Source organism: Chryseobacterium vaccae, from assembly GCF_009602705.1.
GTDB lineage: Bacteria > Bacteroidota > Bacteroidia > Flavobacteriales > Weeksellaceae > Chryseobacterium > Chryseobacterium vaccae.
In genome coordinates, this window is the sequence record NZ_VSWH01000001.1 from 2,312,275 (window position 1) to 2,331,583 (window position 19,309).

16 protein-coding genes and 1 pseudogene are annotated in these 19,309 nt (G+C 35.8%); 1 reads left to right on the forward strand and 16 read right to left on the reverse strand.

Annotated features, from left to right (window positions below; all coding sequences use genetic code 11):
* Positions 1-120: 120 nt before the first annotated feature.
* The 5 genes from FW768_RS10515 to FW768_RS10535 form a co-directional block, all read right to left on the reverse strand.
* Positions 121-798, reverse strand: a complete 678-nt coding sequence (locus FW768_RS10515; protein ID WP_153395208.1) for a response regulator transcription factor — start codon at positions 796-798, stop codon at positions 121-123.
* Positions 767-1,528 carry a sensor histidine kinase gene (locus FW768_RS10520; RefSeq protein WP_231128670.1) on the reverse strand — a complete coding sequence of 254 codons (762 nt, stop codon included), beginning with the start codon at positions 1,526-1,528 and terminating at the stop codon, positions 767-769. Before FW768_RS10520 ends, FW768_RS10515 begins: the two co-directional genes overlap by 32 nt.
* 17 nt (positions 1,529-1,545) lie before the next feature.
* Entirely contained in the window at positions 1,546-2,169 is a 624-nt protein-coding gene (locus tag FW768_RS10525) for a hypothetical protein (protein WP_153395210.1), read from the reverse strand.
* Positions 2,170-2,196: 27 nt separating this feature from the next.
* On the reverse strand, positions 2,197-2,934 hold the full coding sequence (locus tag FW768_RS10530) for a hypothetical protein (protein WP_153395212.1): 738 nt from the start codon (positions 2,932-2,934) through the stop codon (positions 2,197-2,199).
* 817 nt (positions 2,935-3,751) lie between these two features.
* Complete coding sequence (locus FW768_RS10535; protein ID WP_153395214.1) at positions 3,752-4,372, reverse strand: DUF5715 family protein; 621 nt, start codon at positions 4,370-4,372, stop codon at positions 3,752-3,754.
* Between the two features lie 220 nt (positions 4,373-4,592).
* On the opposite strand from FW768_RS10535, the gene aqpZ reads away from it, so the two are divergent.
* Positions 4,593-5,309 carry an aquaporin Z gene (gene aqpZ, locus FW768_RS10540; protein WP_153399867.1) on the forward strand — a complete coding sequence of 239 codons (717 nt, stop codon included), beginning with the start codon at positions 4,593-4,595 and terminating at the stop codon, positions 5,307-5,309.
* 56 nt (positions 5,310-5,365) lie between these two features.
* Here the strand turns inward: aqpZ and FW768_RS10545 are convergent, their stop codons facing one another.
* The 11 genes and pseudogenes from FW768_RS10545 to FW768_RS10595 all read right to left on the reverse strand — a co-directional run bounded on the left by FW768_RS10545 (position 5,366) and on the right by FW768_RS10595 (position 19,306).
* Positions 5,366-5,911, reverse strand: a complete 546-nt coding sequence (locus FW768_RS10545; RefSeq protein WP_153395216.1) for a hypothetical protein — start codon at positions 5,909-5,911, stop codon at positions 5,366-5,368.
* A gap of 95 nt (positions 5,912-6,006) precedes the next feature.
* Positions 6,007-6,987 carry a LuxE/PaaK family acyltransferase gene (locus tag FW768_RS10550; protein WP_153395218.1) on the reverse strand — a complete coding sequence of 327 codons (981 nt, stop codon included), beginning with the start codon at positions 6,985-6,987 and terminating at the stop codon, positions 6,007-6,009.
* 175 nt (positions 6,988-7,162) lie between these two features.
* Positions 7,163-7,954: a UDP-2,3-diacylglucosamine diphosphatase gene (locus tag FW768_RS10555; protein ID WP_153395220.1), complete on the reverse strand. Its 792-nt coding sequence runs from the start codon at positions 7,952-7,954 to the stop codon at positions 7,163-7,165.
* A gap of 24 nt (positions 7,955-7,978) precedes the next feature.
* Positions 7,979-8,425 carry a 6-pyruvoyl trahydropterin synthase family protein gene (locus FW768_RS10560; protein WP_153395222.1) on the reverse strand — a complete coding sequence of 149 codons (447 nt, stop codon included), beginning with the start codon at positions 8,423-8,425 and terminating at the stop codon, positions 7,979-7,981.
* 309 nt (positions 8,426-8,734) lie between these two features.
* A complete protein-coding gene (locus FW768_RS10565; RefSeq protein WP_153395224.1) occupies positions 8,735-9,097 on the reverse strand; it encodes a hypothetical protein in 363 nt (120 codons plus the stop codon).
* A gap of 772 nt (positions 9,098-9,869) precedes the next feature.
* A pseudogene (locus tag FW768_RS23985) lies at positions 9,870-10,124 on the reverse strand (RHS repeat-associated core domain-containing protein); the annotation flags it as partial.
* A 212-nt stretch (positions 10,125-10,336) separates the two neighbouring features.
* Positions 10,337-10,786, reverse strand: a complete 450-nt coding sequence (locus FW768_RS10575) for a hypothetical protein (protein WP_153395226.1) — start codon at positions 10,784-10,786, stop codon at positions 10,337-10,339.
* Positions 10,783-11,457, reverse strand: coding sequence for an RHS repeat-associated core domain-containing protein (locus FW768_RS10580; RefSeq protein WP_153395229.1), 675 nt, complete (start codon positions 11,455-11,457; stop codon positions 10,783-10,785). Before FW768_RS10580 ends, FW768_RS10575 begins: the two co-directional genes overlap by 4 nt.
* A 243-nt stretch (positions 11,458-11,700) precedes the next feature.
* Positions 11,701-12,495 carry a hypothetical protein gene (locus FW768_RS10585; RefSeq protein ID WP_153395231.1) on the reverse strand — a complete coding sequence of 265 codons (795 nt, stop codon included), beginning with the start codon at positions 12,493-12,495 and terminating at the stop codon, positions 11,701-11,703.
* 14 nt (positions 12,496-12,509) lie between these two features.
* Complete coding sequence (locus FW768_RS10590) at positions 12,510-15,956, reverse strand: DUF6443 domain-containing protein (RefSeq protein ID WP_153395232.1); 3,447 nt, start codon at positions 15,954-15,956, stop codon at positions 12,510-12,512.
* Positions 15,957-15,961: 5 nt separating this feature from the next.
* Positions 15,962-19,306, reverse strand: coding sequence for an RHS repeat domain-containing protein (locus tag FW768_RS10595; RefSeq protein ID WP_153395234.1), 3,345 nt, complete (start codon positions 19,304-19,306; stop codon positions 15,962-15,964).
* Between the last annotated feature and the right edge of the window lie 3 nt (positions 19,307-19,309).

The window sequence follows — 19,309 nt, forward strand, 5'->3', positions numbered from 1 at the left end:
ATTTTAATGAACTACAATTATTTACATCCGGACTAAACTTATAGTGTCAAATTAACGAAAGATACAACAAGTGTACAAGCGTGAAATCACCAAATAAAAAAATTCCGTATTTCTACGGAATCATATTTTTTCAAGGGTATAAATGTTATTAATGATGGCATAGATCACAATGCCTACTGTATTTTTGGCTCCAATCTTTTCAAGAATCCGCTGCCTGTGGCTTTCTACTGTTCTTGGACTGATGAACAGCTTTTCTCCGATCTCATTGTTGGTATACTCCTGGCAGATCAGCTTTACCACATCTTTTTCTCTTTCGGAAAGTTCATCTTCCATTTCAAAAAGAGATTTTTTCTTCGTCGAACTGTTCATATAAGTAAACAGCATCTGATGATCTTCAGCGGTAAAGAAAACGCCATTTTTATAAACCATTGTGATGGCATCAATAAATGTTTTTCTATCTGAATTTTTAGGAAGAAATGCAGAAACTCCCAGTTTAACCATATATCCCAGGATAGATGTTTTATAGTGGGAAGAAAGAATGATAATCTTCAATTCAGGGTATTTTTCTTTTAAAATCTCCACGAGTTCAAAGCCATTCATGGGCTGCATCTGCACATCTACGAGAGCAATATCCGGAAAGCCTTCATTGGAAAGTTCTTCCAGTTTTTCAATAAAATCAGGTCCGTTACCGGAAGTCAGCGATACGGAGATATTTTTTTCATTGGACAACAGCATTTTTACTCCTTCCAGGATCAGCTGTTCATCATCAATCAGTGCTATTTTGATTTGCGGGTTCATGGTTTGTTGGAATTATAATAATTAAACGGCTTCCTTTTTTCAGGGTACTTTTCCACTTATGGACAGCATTCATTGATTTCATCCGGGATTCTATATTTTTGAGTCCCATTCCTTTTTTTACCTGGTCATAATCAAATCCCTGCCCGTTATCTGATATGACCACCGCCATATACAAAGGATAATCTTTGATATAAATCCAGAGATCTGTTGCCTGGGAATGTTTGATTACATTGGTTGTAAATTCCTGAATAATCCTATACAGCTGCACTTCTGTAAAAATCTCTTTTTTCCTGTACCCGGGCATTACCTGCAGAGAAATATTGATTTTATGAGACAGATTCGCAATCAATTCTTCCACATATAAAACCAATCCTACTGATTCAAGATTTACAGGATATAATGAATGTGAAATGCTTCTTGCCGCATCAATCAATGATGACATCTGGCCGTAAATATTCTTTTTAATCACCTCATCTCCTTTGGTATCCAGATTATTCAGCCATAATGATAAAATATTAAGCCTGTTTCCGATATCATCATGAATCATAACGGCTATCCTTTTTCTTTCTTCTTCCTGAGCTTTAATGTTTTCAAGTACCAGACTTTTCTGGTGAAGAACTTCTGCCTCATGCTGGGCATTTTTTTCTTTAATAATCCGGCTGATGAAAGAGCGGTAAGCAAGGAGTATAAAGGATACTATAACTGTTATGGTAACAATTATAAGAACCAAAAGACTGATATTTAAAGTTACTTCTTTAATTTGATAAAAGTGTATATAAATGAACAATATAAGATACTCAGCAAGATATTATTAATGCTCAGCATAAAGTAAAAATCATCATCAGAAAGATTGGCAAGCTGATGCTGAATAATAAAAAAAAATACTGACACGGAATAATAGAAGAAAATACTGGCATCTACCAAAAGAAAACGGTTCTTTGCAGAAGCTCCATTAATTTCCCGGATGAGCGTGAATCCCGAAAGACAGACAATGATAATATTGGATACTACCTTCACAATATCACTGTTGGAGGGATAATCAAAGGCATATTTTGCGACCATAAAACCAATAGCCAGTACTCCTGCCAGCCCGAGAAAATATTTTGATACGTCCAATTTTCTGATGAATAGAGCACTCAGCAGAAAAAATTCTCCGGCAATATAAAACGGATAGATAAATGAAGTATCATTCAGTTTAAAAACATAAGGCAGGATCAGGTTCAGGAGTTCAATAAAAAAAAGAAAAGCAATACAATAAAAATACTGCTTTTCCTTATGATTGAGTATACGATATCTGGCTGCTCCCAAAATAATCACACAAAGAAGCAGGCCATAATTCAGAAATAAAATTGTCTTAAAAAATTCTGTCATTCCTTTTTCGTCCAGACATTTAAGATCTTAATTTGGGAATCCGGGAATACGGCATACCGGCGGACATGGTTTTGCCCAGTCATAGGTATTGGAAATAGAGGATGTAGTTCCTCCATTCTGCAGCAGTTCATGGTAAGAAATAAAGATCAGGGTTACCAGCATTCTTTGATAAATATCATTGTAACGAAGTCCGAATGAGCATACGATTCTGGTAACTTCAGGGATCGGATGGCAAAGGTCTTCCATAGGAACGTAGAATTTTCTGAAGATTCTTGCCCCTCCGAATTCTGAACATTCATGATAGAACCATTCCATTCCTTCGTCTCTCCAGCGCTCAATGGCTTCTACCGCTTTATCCTGCTCAAAAACAGGAGCTTCTGATACTGGAAAATACATATCCGTATTGCTGCCTATTTTTTGAAGGTCGTTAGAAAGTAATGCATTTTTTACGATTTTAAACTCTTTAGTCTCCTGTAGGACAAGATCGTATTTCTGAGGCTCAAGAGTAGTGTACTGGTACTCTGTTACAGCACTGTTTATCACTCCTTTTTCAGTTAACGGAACAAAAATCAGGACAAGACTTCCTTCAACTACTCCAACTTCTGCGCAGATATATTCGTAGGAATTGTAGTCTTTGATTTTATCAATTTGATCTTTAGATAGTTTAAAAGTGTAATTGGTGCGAATCCACTCAGCAATTGAGTGATAATCAGAAACCCCGTTACCCCATTGGGCAATTGCCAGGGCGTATTCTTCTCTGTTCATAGATGTGGCTTGTTTAGTTTGCATAAAAATATACAAACTAAATGTGCTGTGCAAATAATCACTAAAATTTGAATTTTAATTAACCTGGGTTAAGAAATTTTAAATATAAAAGGTTGGAAGATGGAAGAAGGAGGCTGGAAGTCACTGTTGGTTATAGATACTGAAACCTCTGTAAAATCAAATGAGATAAAAATATATCAACACTTATTTTTAATGACCTTCATAACTTTCCTTCTTCCAGCTTTAAGCCTGTCTAAATAAAACATTTTATCCCGGACTGAGATTATAATTGTTTTCAAATTTTGTTCATATTAAAGCTATATCAGAACAACATATGAATCAATATAATTATCAGGTCGCTCCTACGGAGCTCACTTTAGATCATGTATTAAATTCTATGAACAGAGTACTCCTACGGAGCACTTAAAAAACTCAAATAATATCATATTTTTTACAAAAATTTATAAATTGATCATCAGTTATAACACTTAATATAAGTCTGATTTTTTATTCCGGACTGAGGTTAAGGTAAGTATAAAAGAATGGATAAGGAAGACTCGAAATTATTTTTGGTTGCACCCTAAACAGCCACCATAAAATTAAAAAACTCTATCAGAACATCATATGATCAATATAATTATCAGGTCGCTCCTACGGAGCTCACCTTAGATCATGTATTAAATTCTATGAACAGAGTACTCCTACGGAGCACTTAAAAAACTCAAATAATATCATATTTTTTTACAAAAATTTATAAATTGATCATCAGTTATAACACTTAATATAAGTCTGATTTTTTATTCCGGACTGAGGCTAATTAATAATTCCTAACAGTAACATGATAACAGCTCTGCTGTTTTTCTTTGATATAGTAAATTCGGCCCGCGTCTGCATAGTATTTCAGGACTTTCTCCAAAGCGAGCTCCATTTTGGGATTATATTTGAGTACATTATTGAAACGCACATAAGAAATATCGAAAGAGTTTCCGTAATTGTGAGAACTGATCCCTAGAGAGGCATTGGAGTTCACTTTTCTAAGCCGGCATTGGTCTTCAAGGGTTCTTGTTATTGACGAAACCGTAAAGGTATGACCTTTTGTCTCTTTACTGAATTTTGATGCGATCTTCTCTAATGTTGTTTTGGCTTTGGATACCATAAAAGCCCTGCTGTAATCCAGTCTCTGAACACGGTACCCTTTTCCTGTTTTTTTTACCGCGTGAAATTTACCGCTATTAACGTACTTCTGTACCGTTTTAGAGTCTTTAAGCAGTTTAACCCCAAAACTCTTTGAGGCATCCAGATGAGACTTATAAAGAGGAGTAGGTTCTACTTTTAAAACCTGTGACAAATCATAGCAGGGAAGACTCTTTTTAGCTCCCTGTGAATAATAAAGACTGTATAGGAAAGGCACAAAAACCACACAAAAAAACTTTCTCATTAACCATGCTTTAAAATTACTAACGAAAGATAAACATTTATGTTATATCAATCAATCCGGAGCGTTATGCTCTTTCAACAGAATCCCCAACAAACATTAAACCAAATTAATAAATCCTCAATTTTTTCGTTCTCCAATATTTGAAATATTTTTAAGATTTATCTTTCTATTTTGAGATTTAAATTCTACATTTGAGATACATTTAAAAATAAACAACATGATAAAAAAACTTTTTGCTGAATTTTTCGGCACGTTTTGGCTTGTTTTCGGAGGCTGCGGAAGTGCGGTTTTTGCAGCCGGAGTTCCCGACATCGGAATTGGTCTTTTAGGCGTTGCTCTAGCTTTTGGTCTTACAGTGCTTACAATGGCATATGCTGTGGGCCACATCTCCGGAGGTCATTTTAATCCGGCCGTTACTTTCGGGCTTATGGCAGGAGGCAGATTTCCTGCAAAAGACCTTATCCCGTACATTGTTGCCCAGTGTCTTGGAGCGCTTGTTGCTGCGGGATGCCTGTATGTTATCCTTAATGGCGCCGGAACCGTAGATTTTTCCCAACCCGGAGCGTTTGCCACCAACTTCTATGGGGAAGCGGTATATAACGGCAAAGCATTCAGCATGGGAGCCGCATTTCTTGCGGAATTCTTACTGACAGCATTTTTCCTCATTGTTATTATGGGAGCAACGGATAAATGGGCGAACGGAAAGTTTGCTGGTATTGCTATCGGTCTGGCTTTAACACTGATTCACTTAATTTCAATTCCTATCACCAATACTTCGGTAAACCCTGCGAGATCTCTTTCACAGGCTGTTTTTGCAGGAGGACTTGCGATGTCTCAGCTCTGGTTATTCTGGGCAGCTCCTATTTTAGGAGGGATTGTAGGAGGGTTGATTTATAAGTTCCTTCTTCAGAGAGATTCGACGGAAGTTGAAGCTTAATTATATTCAACATTTCATTATCATAAATAACAAATCCTGTCATCTGACAGGATTTGTTATTTTTTCTTCTTTATATCAAAAGGATTTTTAAAGATCAATTCTTCGTGTTTTCCTTTGATCTCCATCTTCCTGTGCAGGAGATTCAACGCCATTTTACGTATAAAAAGATCTTTATCATTCAGTTTCCAGTAAGAATCTTCATGTACATTTTTAGGCTTACGTATCAGATAGAATTCCGTTTCCCAGCTGTCTTCATTATGGTAAAACTCAATGATGCCACAGTGTTCCGGAACATCTTTATGCTCGATCATTCCCATCGGAAGCAGAAAACTGAATGCGTTGCAGACATAATCTCCACAAGAAACCTTGTCATGCTTCAGAAATTTTTCTCCCGTATCTTTGTTGAGATATGATTTTTTGAAATCGTTTTTAAAGTCACTTTTCGATAGTTTGATCTCAATTTCATGACTGAACCCTTCGGCATCAATGATCAGTATATCAGCCTCCCAATCTGCCTGAAAGTGATTTGTCATCACAATTTCCTTCTCAAAATCACAGTGAGAGTGGATGTAGGCATGAACAAGCTCGTCTATTTTGATCATTGTTTGGAAAGTGTGTTATCTGCTTTGTATAATGTACGATGTATAGTTTACGATGTAAAAGTATCGGACTAATTTTCAGTTCAAACCGCCCTCTATTAACTTACCAACAGGCTGCAACCGCGGATATCGGAATGGTCTATTCTTCCAAGCACCTGAAACTGATCTCCGGTTATTTTCCCCAAATCCTGGGTAGCAATAAAAGAACAGGAATGAATATTGGCAAGATCTATAATATTGACCGCTCCGGTTCTCCCCTCTTTTTCATAGGCAAAAGGGTCTTCTGCATTTCTGATCATCACTCTCATCCATTTTGGGCATGTATATTCATTTTTTCCGAGAGAATAAGCCTGGGAAAGCAGTTCTGTCATCGAATATTCGGAGTAGATTTTTTCGGTTTTAAATCCGTTTTGTAAAATGGCCAGAAGTTCGTCTTTGGTCATTTCTTCCTTTCTGCCTTTCATTCCTCCAGTTTCAATTACGGTCAGGTTGAGGGATTCTGAGATCGATAGATTTTGAGATTTCAATGTATCTAAAAAATCCAGCAGAGCGAAGGAAACTCCGAAAAGAATAACTTTTTTATCCTTTATTGTTATCAGCAGATCAAAAAGTTCGGTATGATTGTAAAGAAAATATCCGTTCTCCGGTTTGCCTGATTTTTTCATAAGATAATCCACCATATAAATCAGGGAAGAGTTCTGTTTTTCCAGGTAACTAGGAAGAAGCCCCAGGAAAATAAAGTCTTCCGGTTTTCCGATAAACTGTTGAAAACTTTTATAGATGCTCTCCTCATATTTTCGAGGATCTGCAATATAATGTTTTGAAAGATTCATCTGCGTGGTTCCTGAGCTTTGAAAAAAAAGATCAGCTTTGGCATTTTTATCCAGAATCTGATGATTTTTAAACATTTCTATGGGCAGAAACGGAATTTTCTCCAGACTGTTGATCTTTTCAACATCTGTCTTCAGAAAGTCTACAAACTTCCTGTATATTTCAACGTTTTCATACTGATATCGAAAAGTTTTCAATGCTGCGTTCAGGAAATCCTGTTCTGTCTGAATGTTGAATATATTTTCCAATTCTAATAAAACTATTTTAAACTCCCCCGCTTTACCCTAAGTTTTTACAGGGAAAAAGATATTTTTTAATATTTTTTTCAGAAGATTTACACTTTGGTAAACTTCTTGCAATTACCTATTCGGAATATGGATTAAAAACAAGAGTGGACTTCGGTCCATTCGGAAATTACCTCTTTTAGGGGTAATTTTTTTTTGTTCCGTCCTTATAGGTTTTCAATTCAAAATTCTTCTCAAAAACCCCGTAAGTGTAATATGAAATCCAGTCACCGAGGTTAATATATTCAGCCTTTCCACTCAGGTTCAGAACCATCGGAAGGTGGCGGTGTCCGTAAATAAAGTAGTCTATTTTCTGGGTTTTCAGTTTCTCTTTTGAATAGATGATCAAAAATTCTTTATCTTCTCCCAGGAATGCCTTATCTTCTTCTCCGGAAATCATTTTATTTTTCTGGGAAAGGTATAAGGCTACTTTCATTGCAATATCGGGATGAAGCCATTTGAAAAACCACTGGGCAACAGGATTGGTAAACAGCTTTTTCATTCTTTTATATCCTTTATCGCCAGGCCCTAATCCGTCTCCATGAGCTAGCAAAAACTGTTTTCCGCCCATTTCAAAATACTGCTTCTGATAGAATACAGTACAGCCGATTTCTTCTTCAAGATAATCTTTCATCCAAAGATCATGGTTCCCGACAAAGAAATAGATGTGAATTCCCCTGTCTTTCAATTCTGCTATTTTACCGAGAACACGTACGTATCCTTTTGGAATTACGTGTTTCCATTCGTGCCAGAAATCGAAAAGGTCACCCATTAAAAACAGGACCTGGGCATCTTCCTTAATTTCATCCATCCAGCGTATGAATTTCTCTTCACGCATCTTGCTTTCCTTAGGAGTGGGTGCTCCGAAATGCTGATCTGAAGCGAAATATACCTTTTTGCCAGGTTCGAGATTAATGATCGTTTTTAACACCGTCTTGAGTTTTTATCTGTCAGATTACTTATTATCTTCTGCGAACCATTCTCCGTAAGAGTTTTCGGTTTCATGAAGTTTAAGGTAGGCCAGAGAAACCTCAGCCGGAAGTTTTGATTTTATTTTTGCAGCGATGGCATACAGCATATTTTCACAGGTAGGCTGAAAACTGCAGTAGATCACTTTATGACCTTTCTGCTCCAGATCTTCGCCCAATTCTTTATGCGGAGACAGGGCATTCACCAAAACAGCATGGTCCCATACATCTACAATTTCAGATTTTACGATACTTTTGATATCCCCAAAATCTACTACCATCCCGTTTTTGGGATCTTCCAAGTCATTGATGGGCCTCCCTTTCACCGTTACAAACAGCTTATAGGAATGTCCGTGCATATTTTTACATTTCCCGTCATAGTTGTACAGCACATGAGCGGTTTCGAATGTAAAAATTTTCGTAATACGTATCATAATAAGTCTTTCAATTTTAATTTACTGGTTTTTATATTTTTTTAACTGCAAAAAATACAGCAGAACTGAATATCGTTCATGAAATAAAAACCAGTAAAATGAATTTACAAATTTAAGATAAAAAGAGGAACAAATAAAATGCCTGAAAGATTGGGGAGAAATTATTATTTTGTATTTGGGGAACAGAACGTTTTTATTTTTATCAGCCATACGAAAGGAATCGTGCGAGAGCGGGGGCTACTCAGAAACGAAACATACAAAGAAAAGAAGCTAACTTTTAAGAGTTGGTTTTATTATTATACTCAAAGTCTAATCGAACCTCATTGAAGAAGGAGATTTAATAATGACATAGTATTTATCATTTTTAGCAATTTTTGAAAATCTTTTTCTATATTTTTTTTTATCTAAATTAAATATGTTAATGATAACATATTCTTGGTTTAAATAAACTTTGGGCAAGTTGACAAGATATTTTGAAACAAATACTTTATTAGGTATAATCGCTTCAAAACCTATATTTATATTTTGCGATGAAGTATTTAATAAACTTGTATAAAAATTGTCGCTTATATCAACTGATCCAACAGTATATTTAAATTCAATCTTTTCTGTAGATGGAGGAATGTTTATATAAAAATTATTTACCGTTAAACATGGTTCTTCATCAATCATGATTAATATATTTAATTTTTTACATTGAGAATAATATGTCGTCAATATAAAGGAGCAAGCTAAAATTAATACTTTTTTTACTATACTATTTTGCATTTCTATTCAATATGTTTTTTATTACGGGAACAGTCAATTTCATTCTAAAAGATCCATCTCTATTATATACTGCCGCACCAACAGATCTGTTATCTTTATAGCTCCCATCACTATTTTTTGTAATATTTGATGAATTACCAATCTCTAATCTACCAGCAATTATATTTGTTTGATAAGTTGAAAATGCTACATCATCAACACCTCGAGTTGGAGTTAAAGCATTTAAAGGATAAAAAGTTCCGCCTGTACCTTCAATAATACCTGTACTATGAGAATGTATACTTGTTGTCGGAACGCCTTGCAAAAGACTATTAAACTTAATATTTGTACTTGCCGTAGCCATTGCTCCATCTGCGGAGATTGTTGGCGCTGGTCCTGTAGGAGATCTTAAAATATATCCAGTACTCCCAATAGTAGAAGCTTCTTCACTTAAACCACCATTATCAGTTTCTCTCTTTATAACGTCTAGTGTTTCAGTAAGCTCATTGTCAAACGGAACAATCATATTAGAATTTAATTCACTTAATTTTTCAGTAGAAATATGTTCCCCTTTTTTTTCTGCTGCTTTTATTGCTTTTTGATCATCTCTATTAGTTATCATTAATGTTCCTTGTACATCAGTTCCGTCAGTCCCAATTTTTTTTCCATTTTCATTAACATAGTCAATTGGATCTCTTCCATCTGGATCAATAAATCTAATCGGATTATTAAACGCATAATTATAAGGACTATGACGAGTCATCTTCTCCGCCAGCGGATCCACAACACCCCATCTTCCCAAATCCGGCATATACATCCTCGCTCCGTAGTCATACATTCCGGTCTCTTGAAGCTCTTTCCCGTTGTACTTATACTGATAAGCATTCTGTGTGGTTGCTGTATAATTATGCAGCAATCCAAAAGGATAATAATTATTCACTTCCACAATCTCTCCCGGTTTCCAACCATCAATACAATTGGGTGGATTTAAAGGGTTCCAAGGTCCGTCACATTGCACCCAACGGTATTGTCTTGGCTGAATGAATCCGTCCTTATTGGTATCCGTGTAGCTTAATCTTACATTTCCAAGATGATCAGTGTAATTATAGATATAGTGAGTTAACTTTATCAGCCAGACGAAAGGATTCGTATGGGAGTTGGGAATTATTTTAAAGAATCAATAAAAATTAATTTATCTCCTTCTATTTTATACTTATAAACAGGATAAATTATATCAATATGTGGAGGCGTTCCTTCCAAAATATATGACTTAATGCTATCTTTTTTATAAATTTTCATGAATCTATTACTTAGATTTTGACTATCAATTATATAAGATGGCTTAGTAACCTTATCTCTGTAAATACCATAGCTGTTTTTTGAACGAATACCTGTTGGACTAACTGTAATTGTAAGCAATGTATCCCTTGTCTTTGAAAACGAAACTTCATAAATGAATAGTTTATACAAGCTTTTATTTGGAATTGGATTTTTTTTCTGATAATTTAATATTTCATTATATAGATTATCATTAAAAAAAACGTCTTCTTTCTTTGCATTATTACAGCTTATTAATAACCCAAAAACAAATAAATATAAAAGATTTATTTTCATTTTTTAAAATTTTTGCTATCGTTATTAATTTTCTTTATCAAATAAACACCAGTTTTAGTTACATTATAAAGATTTGTAGATTTTGGAAAAAATACATAATTAGGATAATTAACATTATAATCTACAGTGTTTCTATAATCTCCTCCAGGACCATAATATACTCCGTTTCCCCTAGATCCCATAGAGTTCAGTTCCGTGTAATCTTCTTCGTACTTTGTTTTAAAAGGGTGATTATGATATTCAGCGTTAGTGCTAACATCTTTTCCTATCTGACCCGACCCTGGTGAAAAACCAGAATCATTATAAGTCTGTAAAGCCAAATATCTCTTTTTTTCCAAATTAAAATCTATAAGTGAGAACTCAACATTTTTAGCATTATTGGCTGTATAATGAAATAAATTAAACATATCGTCTTCCACTTGAGAAGTATATTCTTTTATAGATTGATGATATGCTTGATATTGATCATCTTTGTTACCATCTCTATAAAACCTTAATTGACCTACTAAACCCTTAGCCTTTATTCTTATTCCATCTTTATCAACAAATTTTATAGGATTATTTAAAACATAATTATAACCTGTAAAATCAAAGAATTTCTCCGCGAGCGGATCAATCACACCCCACCTGCATAAGTCAGGCATATACATTCTGGCTCCATAGTTATACATACTGTCTCTTGTAATTCCTTTCCGTCATACTTAAGTAACCTTATAAATACGAGGCTACTTATTTTCTCCCGCACGATTGTATCGTGTAGGAGCAGGGAGAATTTTCATTAATCAAATTTCATAGAATTTAGAGTGTAAGCTACCCAATTTTGTTTCCTACAACTTTTTACCATTGTACTTGTAATTATAAATAACCTGATAATATAAAGTAACTTATTATTTATCGTGCGTAAGCAGGGGAGATTACCATTCTAAGTTGTCAATTAGTTTGTCTTTTTCCAAATTTAAAATAGCAATATTATTTATTTTTCCTACTACATTAAATAAAACAAAATAATTAAATTCTTTCAATGGATAATCTTCAGCTAATTCATTTGCGTCACTAAAAGATATGAATTTTAGATCCCCCTTTAAATTTTTATAATAAAACTCGTGATTGTTAATAAAGATTAAAGGTCTTGAATATGCTATTGTTTTAAATAGATAAACAGAAGGACTATTAAACAATAGTTCTTTAGTTGTTTTTTTATAAATGTAATATTGATTGTTTTGAATATAATAAGAAAAATCAGAAGTATTTTCTAATTGCTTAACTATGTTTGGTCGTTCAATTAACAACATTAATACATCATCTATTTGATTAGAGTTTGAACTTTTTAATATTTTGTTAAAATCTATTTTACTATTAATTTTCTTTCTATTTAGAATAGCAAATTCTATTAGCTTAAGGTTTTCTAATAAGTTAAACTTATTAGATTGCACATGTAAAAAAATATTTTTTTTAGGAAGAAAAAAATATTCGGTTTGCTTGCTTGGTATCATTTCAAGAAAGATTTCAATAGAATCTGTATAGTTATACTTTTGTGATAACTCTTTTACATATTCACCAATTATAATTCCGTTATTAATCTCTTCTCTGTAAGAAAAGCAGGCTATATGGACAGTTATATTTTTAGTAGTATGTTTTACAGTAACGCTTTTTCCATAAACATTTATGAAAAAAAAGCTTATCAATAATATTATAATTTGCTTTTTCATTTTTGGAAATACTTTTATTTTAGGTTGTCCTGAATATAATTATCTTCTGTTTCTCCTGTTGGAAGCACTTGAGGAGTTATTCTTTCAGTATTTTTATTTGTTGGATTCTTTTTTGAGTTTGGGTCTTTTGGCATGCTAGTAGAATCCGGTTTCATTTTTCTATCATTAGTTCCATTTTGGGTTCCGGGTCCATATATAAACAAGTAACCTCCAGGAGTTGTAACCATATCTCCTTCAAAATTTGGATTTTCTTTGGAAGCCTTTACAGACTCTGCAATATCTCCCATTTGGGGTCCGTAATTTGAAGGAGCATCTTGACCAATACCATATTCTATTTCATCTGCTCTACCATGTGTGTGGCTTATTCCAACCTGAACTGTACCCTTTGGTGGATCTTCTGCAAGATTAGAGTTTACAGCACCTGAATTTGGGCCTGCTGATATTGGCGTAGTATATGAATAGTAAGTAGTTCCATCAGAATTTACACCTTTATAAAATCTAGTTCCAATTTCACCATTCATTCTGATAGACATATTATTATATTGCTTTCCAAAGTTTTCTCCAGCTTCTTTATATGATTTATGTATAGAATGTGGCTCTAATCCTTCAAGCTCCCTTGCGTCGATTACTCTATTTCCACTAAAAACATAAGGAGCCCAAGTTGGGTATTTTTCTGCTAGTGGATCAATATTAAAGAAACGCGCTACATCGGGCATATAATTCCTCCACTTAAAACTATAAAAACCAGTCTCCTGCAACTCTTGTCCTTGAAACTTGTATTGGTAAGCATTCTGTGTGGTTACGGTGTAATTATGCAGCAATCCAAAAGGATAATAATTATTCACTTCCACAATCTCTCCCGGTTTCCAACCATCAATACAATTGGGTGGATTTAAAGGGTTCCAAGGTCCGTCACATTGCACCCAACGGTATTGTCTTGGCTGAATGAATCCGTCCTTGTTGGTATCCGTGTAGCTTAATCTTACATTTCCTAAATGATCGGTATAATTATAAATGTACTGGCCGTTAAGTGCATCATAATAACCTTCTGAGGTAGGAATGATTCTGAGTTTCATCTCCGCAACTTCATTTGGATCAGGTAATATAATTCCACCTGTTCCTGCTTCTGATGGCTTGGTACTTTTATACTGGAATCCATCCAGATAATTGGTTTCTATATCTCCAAAGAACTTCTTTACTTTTACTCCATCTGCCCTGTAGGTGTAGTTGGTTACTTTGGTATTCTGGGTAATCTGCTTAGGTAAATTTAAATAATTATACTGAATTGAAGAAATTCCCTTATCCGGATGGCTGGTCATATTCCCATTGCCGCTGCCATTATCATTGTCATATCCTATTGTACCAGGGCTGGCAAGGTATGGATAGCCTGATGGATTCTGCTGCAAATCGGTTATTTTAGTCAGCTTATTGCCTGTATAATCATATCTTAAATCATCAATCACAACAGCAGCTGTATTTCCTGTTTGGAGGGCAGCTGATCTTTTCAGCTTTGTGATATTTCCATTCAGGTCGTACTCTGGCATTTCAAAATATTCATTGGCTGTCTCATTGCCTTGTTTCTGGTAAAATCCTGCTAAAAGACGGTTTAATGGATCATAAACATAACCGTATCTTTTTAACGGTTCATTTTCTTCCGTTAAAGTTTTCCAAGATACTTCCGTAATATTTCCGTTGAATTTAGGTCTTACTTTTAAGGTGCTATAGTTACTGTTCGGGGTTTCCATTCCTTCAACTTGGTTGTAATTGATTTTATAACCAAACAGATCATTTCCCAAATTCGCAGGATCGTTAATTTGTGTCATCCAGCCCCTGATGTTATACTGATAGTTGATGGTTTGTAATGGTGATCCCACACTGGTTCCTCCAACCTTCTTGGTTTCCAATTGGGAGAGTTCATTGTAGCTGTTTTGCGACAGAATCTCTTCCGGATTACTGTCTACTTGATGCTTATGAACGAGCTGTCTGTTCTGGTGGTCATACGTAAAGGTTTCAGTAACCACTCTCTCGGTATCTGTACTCAGTCTTTTATGCTTTGTCACAGCTTTCTGTACAGCTCCTGCGAAATCAAGTTTGGATTCATTGTGAGTATAACCTCCCAAATGATTGATGGAATGAGTGCTAATTACTCTTCCTTTGGTATCATAATAAGAGTAGCTTTTGGTCCAGTTATCGTCTTCAATGTTCTTAACCAGGCTCATTACGGCAAGGCCTTTCGTGCTTCTTCCCTCTGTAGAAGGGGTATCTGTTAAGACTGTTTCCCCTTCAATGCTTGATGGGAAAGAAGGATTGAAGCTATACTGGGGATAAGTATCATAATAATTGATACTTAACACAGTCTGTGTGTCAGATGGGAAATAATTATTGGAATAGTAAACAGACATCCCACTTTTAACATAACCTGCTGTACTTCGGGATTCTGTAATTATTAAATCTTTGATCAGATTTTGAAGGGCTGGTCTTTCTCCTGCTGCAATTATTCCAGTAAGAATAGTTCTTCCAAACTGGTCATATTTAGTCATCAACCATTTACCTTGCGTTCTCATCCCTGCATCCTGGGTAAGAATCAAACGGTCTGACTTGTCATACACCATATATTCCCAATCTTTTCCCGGAAGTTTCTTCTCAACCAAACGGTTTCTACCGTCATAACGGTACTGATAGCAAAGATTTTTGAGCGTGGCTTCATCCAGCGATGCCGCTCCGGAAGCTAATGGTGGAAGAACAAAAGCCAACTGATCATATTCATTATAAACATAGTAAGTGTCTGTATTTTTGATTTTGTTGAGCATTTTTCTGACTAAAATGGTCTGGCCTTTTCCATTCTTGAATTCGATGGTCTTATTGCCGTCTTCATCAATAATTGTGTTTTTATACAACTGTGCAGCACCATAGCTTTCTACAGAACTGAACTCTGATTGGGTAGCTCCGTTTACCCAGGTTGTGGTGACGGTATATTTCCTTACCTCTCCGTCTTCAGAAGCATCATACTCAAATTTCACAGGTTTTCCTGCCCATGCTGTTCCTACCTGCTTCTGTTCAAGAATACGGTCTAAAGGTGAGTTTTCCAGGACTTTCTCAGCATAGATCTTTTCTGAGCCATAAGGTGTACTTGAAGCATTAGCCAGTGGATTGGGAACAATAGCACCGTTTAAGGTTCCTGCCTGGGGAATGGGAAGGTATTCTTTAATCTGCCTTCCAAACTCATCATACGTGATATGGGTAACCACATCTCTTCCCAGAGGAGAAGCTTTTACATTAACAACCTGTTTGGGCCTTCCAAGACCATCAACATACTGAACGGTTTCTAATGTTTTGGAAGGCTGGGTTCCGTTATAATCAAGGTAGGTCTTGGACTGGACGTAATTTTCTGTATCGGTAAGCTGGCCATGGGCTAAGCCAGAGAGCAGCAGGGTACCTATCGGGATAATGTATTTTTTCATCGTTCTTAGTTTTTATAGTGGTATTGGTATTCTTTGATGATTCTCCCGCCCGGGCTGTGTTCTCTTACTTCTTTCAGCCTGTTCGCCGCATCATACAGGTATACTTCCCGGATTCCTGACGGTGGCGTAATGCTTTTCACCCCGATTAATGGATCGTAGCTGTAAGTGGTGATCTGATAGCCGGTTAATGAAGCATGATTCCTGAAACTGTCCAGTGCCGCCAAGAGATTCAGCTCAGCCTGTTCTGCCGATACGCCCTGAGGGGGAATATTGTCATTGTCTGACGCGGTGATGATACCGGTCACTAAAGAGGATGGAATATCGGTGTATTTAATGCCTTCTATTTTAGCGATCGGCTGGGTACTGTTGTATCCCCAAATGATGGCGGTGGAAATGCCGTCTTTGGTGGTATACTGCAGAATATTTCCTTTGCTGTCGTATCGGTCATAGGTAACTTCTGTATGTGCTGCTGACGGGTTCTGTATATCATAAGACTGAAGTGACAATGGCAGCACAAGGTTTCCGGCTACCGCATGCGGCAACGATGAAGGATAAATGGTTTCTGTCTTAGACAATGTTTTGGTCATTCCATTTATAGTCTGCTTTACAGTAGTTTCCAAGGGAATGCCTATCATATTTTTTTCAATCATCAGCTGGTTTCCTTTTTCATGGGCATAGCTGTAAATGGTCTCAATAGGTTCATTATGAGTGAGAATATTGATTTGCTTCAAAAGATTAATTGGTTTTTGAATATCATTTATAGAGTACTCATTATTTACTTTTGAAGTGAGGATCTTTCCATTAATATAATCTTTTGTAGTGACTTCATCTAATAAAAACTTCCCTGATTCTATAGGGTAATGTGCCAGTATTTTTGTTGTATACCATGCAGTCTGTATAGTAGGCCCACCTTTCCACATTAGGTATATTCCCATGATCGTAGAAGGGATCACCTGTCCCCCATTGCCAGATGAATAATTACTTGACAATGCATTTTTAAAATAAGTCGGAGTATAGCTGTAAATCACCTCTCTTAACGGGTTGTTTGCATTCAGGCTATAGCTGGTTTCACTGAGAAGGCTGGTATTACTCAGCTTATAAGGATTAAATCCATTGCCGTCAAGACTGGTAATATCCATAGGATTATCGGTATAGCTATATTTGAATAATTTTTTTCCTTTTCCCAATGTATGTTCGGTGACATATTCATAATTTACCACATCTTTTCCCGATAAGCTTGAATTAATTGCCTGATCTGCGCTGAGTACATAAGGATTACAGAGAATATCATGATCATATCCCGTATTTCGGATCACTTTATAGGTACCTTTCACAAATTCTAAAGGAGACGCAAAATAGGCGGAAGATCTTTTCCCTGAAAGATTAGGATTGTAATATTCAAACTGTCGTTTTGTATAGGTTATTGAGCCGTCAAAATCTTCAACACTTTTTATTCTCACTCCTCCAACAGGATTATTCTGGTTATTGTTTTTAATATTTTTCACTTTATAAAACCGTAATGCAACAGAACAATTCCCATTTCTGACCGTTCTGATCCTTTTAGGAGCTTGCGGATGGAGAAAAAAATTTGGATCTGTTAATTGTGCCTCGCCATCCTGACCGCTGAACGTAGCCACTGTTTTCCATTGATTATTTATCAACTCGTCTAAATAAGCAAACCCGGAACTGCTTCCATTTTCAGGAATTTGATTGGGAATCTCGTTTGAACATGAATTTCTGAACTCACACCAAAGTTCCTCAGAATTACTTGAAGGATCTACATCGAAATAAAAATACTCGTTTGAAGGAGTTATTTTTGTAATTATGTCATACTCATTCTGAGTATTGTCATAATAATTGTTGATCGTTCCGTATTCGACAGCCTGTCTTTGCGGAATCACCAGCTTATCCCATATCGTATTATTTTCATAAGTAAATGACGATGAGCCGCCTGTAGGATATAGAACCTTCTTTAAAATGAAAGCCTGTGAATAATCCGAATATACGCCTCTGTCCCCTCCCTTGATATAATTGATATTGAAATAGCGAAGATTGGGGATAAGCCCTCTATTTGTATCATTTCCGTTATAATACCCCCAAATGTCCTGTGCAAAGCTTTCAATAGCAGGCTTATATGCTTCATTGTACTCAAAGATATGCTTGCTATTTTCCAAAATATTATCTATTCTGGTTAGTTTCAGTCTGTAGTTTCTGTAATCCGTGCCAATTCCAGAACCAAAATAAGTGTGGTTAAATTTGTAGTTCCCAATGGTATTTCCAGCCGAATTGTTAATGAGTATCTGATCTATTGCAAAAGTATTCTCTGGATTTGCCCCATTAACATCTTTTCTTCCCAGTACCCCGTCAATCGTATTTTTATAATTAAACTTTACAGTCTCATTGCCATATTTTATTTCCGTCAGCAAAATATCCCTATATTGGTTAATAGTTGTTGCATGAGTATCTTCTACCGCGCCCCGGCAGGAAATTTCATATCCCTCTATGGGAGCATATACATCCTGATAGCTATGTGTGGTAGTCTGATAAGTCATTCGTTTTTCATATTTGAAAGAAATTTCCTCGTTGGTTGGAAGTTTAATATTTTCAAGGAAAAAAGAAGATACTGAGGAGTCTACAGACGGCCCCGTTGTTGACGACAGAGTGTTCCCACGTCCTAAAGTATAAATAATTCCCTTTGGATCTGTTATTTGGAATCTTTTATCAGTGTCTGAATAAGAAATTTTTATATTGTCATAAGGGATTGTATGAAAACCTCCGTTGGAATCCATGATAAAAGAACCTGAAATTGTAGGCAGGTTATAATGGAAAATATCAGGCTGCATATCCTGAAGACCGTCATATAGATTATAAAGCTTTGTACGGACGTCAACCGGCAGAGATTCTAAGTTGATATCTGTATATACATGGTCAAAAGGATTTGCTGGAAACCATTTGGTATAATTCATTACATCACTTCTCCCATGCTGCTCCACTGAAATACTGTTGGGAATGGCTAAAGTCCACCCTAAACCAACTGTACCAGAGGTTTCATCTACTTTTATCCCTCCTGTATTATAGGTTAAATGAATAGGGATTGATAATCCACTGGTATTAATACTGTAAATAGGAATGGATATATTGAGCTTCCCTGTCCTGTAATCAACCGGAAAGTCTCCAGCTTTAAAAATGCTGTAAGTCTCAGGAGTAGAGGGAATAATTTTGTCAAGGTTGTTATTGCTGCCCAGCGATTGTTGTCCGCAAAGGTTCGTTGAAATCATAAAAAAGAAAACCGCACCTTTTAACCGTTTTGTTCCATGGTGTTTATTTTGAATCTGCAAATATTTTTTCATTTG

Bases quoted from the DNA above. Each gene is read 5' to 3' on its own strand.
- FW768_RS10515 (WP_153395208.1), bottom strand. From the start codon at position 798: ATGAACCCGCAAATCAAAATAGCACTGATTGATGATGAACAGCTGATC.
- FW768_RS10525 (WP_153395210.1), bottom strand. From the start codon at position 2,169: ATGACAGAATTTTTTAAGACAATTTTATTTCTGAATTATGGCCTGCTT.
- FW768_RS10530 (WP_153395212.1), bottom strand. From the start codon at position 2,934: ATGAACAGAGAAGAATACGCCCTGGCAATTGCCCAATGGGGTAACGGG.
- FW768_RS10535 (WP_153395214.1), bottom strand. From the start codon at position 4,372: ATGAGAAAGTTTTTTTGTGTGGTTTTTGTGCCTTTCCTATACAGTCTT.
- FW768_RS10545 (WP_153395216.1), bottom strand. From the start codon at position 5,911: ATGATCAAAATAGACGAGCTTGTTCATGCCTACATCCACTCTCACTGT.
- FW768_RS10560 (WP_153395222.1), bottom strand. From the start codon at position 8,425: ATGATACGTATTACGAAAATTTTTACATTCGAAACCGCTCATGTGCTG.
- FW768_RS10565 (WP_153395224.1), bottom strand. From the start codon at position 9,097: ATGATTGATGAAGAACCATGTTTAACGGTAAATAATTTTTATATAAAC.
- FW768_RS10575 (WP_153395226.1), bottom strand. From the start codon at position 10,786: ATGAAAATAAATCTTTTATATTTATTTGTTTTTGGGTTATTAATAAGC.
- FW768_RS10580 (WP_153395229.1), bottom strand. From the start codon at position 11,457: ATGTATAACTATGGAGCCAGAATGTATATGCCTGACTTATGCAGGTGG.
- FW768_RS10585 (WP_153395231.1), bottom strand. From the start codon at position 12,495: ATGAAAAAGCAAATTATAATATTATTGATAAGCTTTTTTTTCATAAAT.
- FW768_RS10590 (WP_153395232.1), bottom strand. From the start codon at position 15,956: ATGAAAAAATACATTATCCCGATAGGTACCCTGCTGCTCTCTGGCTTA.
- FW768_RS10595 (WP_153395234.1), bottom strand. From the start codon at position 19,306: ATGAAAAAATATTTGCAGATTCAAAATAAACACCATGGAACAAAACGG.